Consider the following 5,634-nt stretch of genomic DNA (forward strand, 5'->3'; position numbering starts at 1 on the left):
GATATCGTCGTCGGCGGCGAGGGAGATGATTCCCTGATTGGAGGCGCTTCACCCGACTTGCTGATCGGCGGTCTCGGCACCGACGTGCTAGGCGGCAATGACGGCGGCGACCTGCTCGTAGGCGGCACCACAATCTATGATGACGTGGCGTCCTCGCTGCGGCTAATTCTCAGCAACTGGAGCGGGGCCGTCGTGTTCCAGGAGTCGACCGAACAATTTCTGTCGAATCAATCCAGCCCGTCGCTGCGACCATTCGACACCGTGTTCGATGATGGCGCGGCGGACTGGCTCGAAGGCGACAACGATCGCGATTGGTTCTTCTGGTTCTCGGCCGATACCATGGCCGACCGCCGTCAGGACGAGTCGGTCACCGGCGGCGATCTTTCGAGTTCCGCCTGGATCAAACGATTGCATTTGGATTTGCTCGGCCGTCTGCCCACGGAAATTGAAGTGGGGCAGCAACAAGGGCGGCTGGAGATCGGTTTCGGCGGCAACGTGCTCGCGCTGGGAGTTCTCCGTAGCCAAGAATACCGCGCCGAACAACTGCGCTATATCTATCGACAGACGCTGGGCCGGGACATCGCGGCGAATGAGCTCGCCGCGGGACTGGCCAGTTGGGACCGGGTCGGCGGCGTGGAACGCCTCTGGGCCGACTTATTGGGCACGGCGGAGTTTTTCGAGGCCCACGGCGCGAACGATGCCGATGCCGTGCAGGCGATGTTCAATGTCGTCTTGCGTCGCACCGCGCCGGACGCCGAGTTGTCCGTTTCGCTGGAAAACCTGCCGGGCAGCACGCGCGCGGAAATTGCCTTTGATTTGCTCACCAGCGATGAATCCCGGACGACGTGGATCAATCATTGGCATCGCGACTATTTGCACCGCGCGCCGGACGACGCGGAGTTGGATTACTGGCTGCGTCAGTACCGCAAAGGCGTCTCGACCGAGCTGATTCTTTCGCGGCTGCTGTCCGGGACCGCATATATGAATCAGCCGTACTTCGCAGCCACGGATTTTGGCGCCACGCCCAACGACGCGACGGATGACACCGAAGCCATTCAGTCCGCGATTGATTTGGCCGGCGCGTCAGGCAGTGGCGTCGTGTATCTCGCCGAGGGTGTGTTTGTGGTCGAAAATCTCTGGATCAGCCATTCCCACATCAAGTTGACCGGGCCCGGCACGCTCAAACTTCGAAATAACTCCCCCGCCGTCGGCGTGCTGACTGTGCAGGGAGATTTCAACGTCGTCTCATACGTCAATATCGATGGGAACAATTTGGGCAAACACACCGGACGCGCGGAAGGGCTGCGCGTGATCGGCAATGACAATCGCGTTTATCGCGTGACCGTGTCGAACACGCTGTTCGACATGCATGCTGAACCCTCCGGCGGCAACTTCATGATTGGCGGCGCGCGGAACACGTTAATCGAAACGAAATCCTACAATGCCGGTCACTCGAGCTACCGCCAAATTGGCGACAATAATCTCTACCGCGACATCATTGGAATCAACGCCCGGGTCAAGGGCTTCAACGGGATGGGGGACGGCAGCAGCTTCACGGTCGACGGCGGCTATTTCGAAACGAATGCCATGGAACACGAGCTTGGCGTCAATAGTTTTCAGGTCGATCCGGGCCCGATGGGGAAGCGCGTGCATCGTGTCGTGCTGAGAAACGTCGTGGCGAAGGGCCCTGAAAACAGCGTGCCGTGGACGACCAACGTGGCCAAATTCGCGCTGATTGATGAGATTGCGATCGAGAACAGCTTCTTTACTCATCAGGCCGAAAGCATCTACTCGCTCCGCTTCGCCGAGGGAGTCGGCAAGGTCTTGTTGCGGGACGTGTTTCTTAGCCGTGCCATGTACATGGAGCAGGACACGCATGACGGATCGGGGCTGCAGGACCCGCTCGACGAGTTAGTGATGCAGCGCGTGACCATTGGCGACGGCGTGCATCGCCCGACGTTTTCGATAGAGGAAGTCGAAGTCGGCCGGCTCGTGATCGAAGACTGCCGCTTCATCGGCTATACCGTGGCCGGCATCGATTGGGAATCGGCCGAGGGCGAATACACGCAAATTTCCATCTCCAACACGCTGTTCCGCGGCTACAATCCGATCCGAGTGACTTACGACATTCTGCCGAACGACGGCGGCGAATTGTCCAACGCCGCCAGGCGGCTGTGGTTCAACGTCAAACGCCGTAATGGCGGCGGGGCCGGCATGGCCATGATGCCGTAGTCGGCTGAGAGCGGCTTGCCCCGAGGTCGCCGCTCCGCTTTACTGGTCGCATGAGCAACTCACTTCTCGCCGGTTTCGATCTCAACGGAAAAGTCGCCCTCGTCACGGGAGCGAGCAAAGGGATCGGCGCGGCGATTGCGCAGGGGCTCGCTACATGTGGAGCGCTGGTCGTCGTCAGCAGCCGCAAGCAGGACGCGGTCGAGGCGGTCGCCGCCGAGATTCGCACGCAAGGCGGAAAGGCGGAAGCGATCGCCGCGCACGCCGGCGACCCCGCTCAGTTGCGAAGTTTGGTCGACGCCTGCACAGAGCGTTGCGGAGGCGTGGATATCCTCGTCAACAACGCGGCTACGAATCCGAAGTTCGGCCCGCTGCTGGACCAGAATCTCGATGTGTTCGAGAAAACGTTGGCGGTGAACCTCAAAGGGCCGTTCGAGCTGTGCCGTCTCGTGCATCCGCTGATGCGGGCGCGGGGCGGCGGCTCGATCATCAACATCAGCAGCATTGGCGGGCTGCGCCCGGAGCCGATGCTAGGCCTTTATAACGTCAGCAAGGCGGCGCTCTTGAGCCTGACACAGGCGATGGCGCGTGAATGGGGCGGCGATCAAATCCGCGTCAACGCGATCTGCCCTGGGCTGGTGCAGACGAAGTTCAGCGAAGCCCTCTGGCGCGACGAAGCGACGTTGCGCGGGTTCCTCGAGCGCGTGCCGTTGGGGCGGATGGCGCAATCCGAAGATATTGCACCGTTAGCGGTCTTCCTTGCTTCCCCAGCCAGCGGTTATTGCACCGGCGCGATCTTTACGATCGACGGCGGATTGACGATTTGACGCCGAATTATTTGTCGGGCGTGGCGTCCCCCTTGAGCGACCAGCCGACCGGCTGCGTCCAGGCCTGTTGCAGTTGTCCTGCGAGCGACGGATCAGGATGCGGCACGCTCGATGTGACAATCGCGCGAATGTAAAGTTCTTCGCCCGTGAGTTGATAGCTGGGGTTGGTTCCCGTTGCTTCGGCGAATGTGCGGCCGATTTCCGATGAATACTTCTTAGTGGTATCGAGCGCCGCGCCGGCGCCGTCCGTGCGTTCTTTTCCGTCGAGTAATGCATCGCGCGGCGTCCCGACGAAGCGCGTCGTGAACACCGCATCTCCTTGCGGCTCGATTTCCAGGCTCAGCGTGCGCGTTGATGCATCGTACTGGAAGTCGCGCAGCGTGACTCCGGTCGACGCATAGAAATCGCCGGCCTTGATCGCGCGGATCAACGAGTCCGGTGTGAGATGCCGCGCGCGGACCATGATCCAACCGCGGCCAGGGCGCTGCTCTTGGGCTCCGTCGTAATGATGACTGTCGTCCGTGGCCAGGCCCATCAGGGGAGCCGCGTTGAGTTCCGCGATGCGCAGGGTGTTGGCGATGTCCCAGATTTCCTCCATGCCGGCGCGATGCTCGTCACCGTCGTTGTTGACGCCCGTGTGCCCGTTGTAGACCTCGACGAAGCGCTCGTTGATCACCGCGGCAATGTCTTCGGCCGTGACGGCCCAACCGAAGTTGGGGTGATTCAGGTGTGCGAGCATTGGCTTGCCTGACTTGCGTTCCTGTTCTTCGACGGCGCGCAGATCGGCGGCCATGGCGTCGCGCATCGTCGCGCCGCCAAGCGGTTGGATCAGTTCCTGAATGTTGGCAATGTTGATGTGCAGCGGTTTGCCATCGACGGCGTCGCTCAGTTCCTCCGACGGGATCATCAGGAACTTGCCGCGCTCTTCGACGAGATGCCGAAACTCATCCAGCGGCTTGAGTCGCACTTCCAGCGTTTCCTGGGCGCGATCGCCGCGGGTTTCGACCCAATGGTCGCCAAACCGCGCCAGGTATTTTTCCAGCGCTGCCGGATGGCCGCGTTTCTCGATTCGCGACCAGGACATCCAGCGCTCGCCAGCGCTCAGTACGTTGTGATCCGAGAGCGCGAGGAACTGATAGCCGTGTGTGCGATACCATTCGGCGATCATCTCCGGGAAATCGTTGCCGTCGCTCCAGAGCGAGTGCGTATGCAGATTACCGCGAAACCAACGCAACGGAGCGTCGGCGGTGATCGGGTCCGGCTCACCCGTCCGCGCCTGCTGGAGAACGCTGCTGACGAGGAGGCAGAAAAGCATCGCTCGCCACGAGTTTCGTCGATTTACCAGCTGCATCTACGCGTCCTCGAAATTCGGAACATCCATTCAATCGACGTAAACAAATTCATTCAAGTTAAACATCGCCAAGGTGAGCAGCGTGAGCGACTTCGACAGCTCGTTCTGGTCGGCGCCTTCCAAAATGCGTTGGCGCTCTACCGAGGTATATAGGAACGTCTCCGCCCGGGCCTGCTCGGCGAGAGAAGGATTGCGCCCGAATAGGCGACGATACAGTAACTCCACGCAGGCATCCGGTTTGTCGCCGGCGCGCTCCTGAACGAATTGTGTCAGATCACCTGCGCTTTGCAGCGAGAAATCGGAGTTCAGCAGCAGCAACGATTGCGGGGCGATCGTCGAACGCGTGCGGCGCGGGCAGGAAGTGGCCGCTTCCGGGCGATCGAAGGCCTCGAACAAAGGGTAACGCAAATTGCGCCGCGCAAAGATATACACGCTGCGGCGGCGATGGTCCTCTTCGTCAGGGCTGGGCGACCAATGGTCGCGTAGCAGCGTGGAGACCAACTCCGCCGGCAACGGCGGCATCACGCCCGGCCCGCCCGTGCGTGGGCTCAAGCGATCGGCCGCGGCGAGCATACAGTCGCGAATCGCCTCCCCTTCGAGACGTTGCCGGCGCATGTGCCAGAGCAGCCGGTTTTCGGGATCTAGCTTCAGGCCTTGCTCCCAGACCGCGGCGTCCCCTTCCGACGCATGAGTCGCTTGTCGATACGTCGCCGAGTTGAGCATCAACTTATGCAATCGCTTCAGGCTCCAACCTTGTCGCGGGAGTTCGCGCGCGAGCCAATCAAGCAACTCCGGGTGCGTCGGCGCTTCGCCCATCACGCCGAAATCACTGGGCGTAGCAACCAACCCTTCGCCGAAATGATGCTGCCAAAGGCGGTTCACGATCACCCGCGTGGTGAGCGGATGATCCGGCCTCGTGAGCCAGCGCGCGAGCGCTGCACGTGGCGACTGGTCATCCACTGTGGGCGCATCGCCCCAGGAGTTGGCAATCCGCGGAAAGGCTGGCCGCAATTCCTGCGCGGGGCGCCGAAAATCGCCGCGCGCGTAGAGGAACGACGGTGCGCGATCCGCGGCGTTTCGTTCGCGAAGTTCTCGATCGACATCCGGCTTGCGAAAATGGAGCGCCGGTTCGAAGCAGGCGCGGAGACGGTAGAAATCGGCCTGGCTAATGGGATCGAACTTGTGGTCGTGGCACTCCGCGCAGCCGATCTGCAAGCCCAGGAACAC

General features: G+C 61.4%; 4 protein-coding genes. 2 read left to right on the plus strand and 2 right to left on the minus strand.

Going from position 1 to position 5,634, the window contains the following annotated elements; genetic code table 11:
• Both SGJ19_25470 and SGJ19_25475 read left to right on the plus strand, forming a co-directional pair.
• Nucleotides 1-2,232: glycosyl hydrolase family 28-related protein (locus SGJ19_25470; protein ID MDZ4783612.1), on the plus strand; the 2,232-nt coding region annotated here is incomplete at its 5' end.
• Nucleotides 2,233-2,282: 50 nt separating this feature from the next.
• Nucleotides 2,283-3,056: a glucose 1-dehydrogenase gene (locus SGJ19_25475; GenBank protein MDZ4783613.1), complete on the plus strand. Its 774-nt coding sequence runs from the start codon at nucleotides 2,283-2,285 to the stop codon at nucleotides 3,054-3,056.
• A 7-nt stretch (nucleotides 3,057-3,063) separates the two neighbouring features.
• Here the strand turns inward: SGJ19_25475 and SGJ19_25480 are convergent, their stop codons facing one another.
• Both SGJ19_25480 and SGJ19_25485 read right to left on the minus strand, forming a co-directional pair.
• Complete coding sequence (locus SGJ19_25480) at nucleotides 3,064-4,371, minus strand: hypothetical protein (GenBank protein ID MDZ4783614.1); 1,308 nt, start codon at nucleotides 4,369-4,371, stop codon at nucleotides 3,064-3,066.
• A 66-nt stretch (nucleotides 4,372-4,437) separates the two neighbouring features.
• Nucleotides 4,438-5,634: DUF1553 domain-containing protein (locus tag SGJ19_25485; protein MDZ4783615.1), on the minus strand; the 1,197-nt coding region annotated here is incomplete at its 5' end.

This window comes from Planctomycetia bacterium, assembly GCA_034440135.1.
In the GTDB taxonomy this organism is placed as follows: domain Bacteria; phylum Planctomycetota; class Planctomycetia; order Pirellulales; family JALHLM01; genus JALHLM01.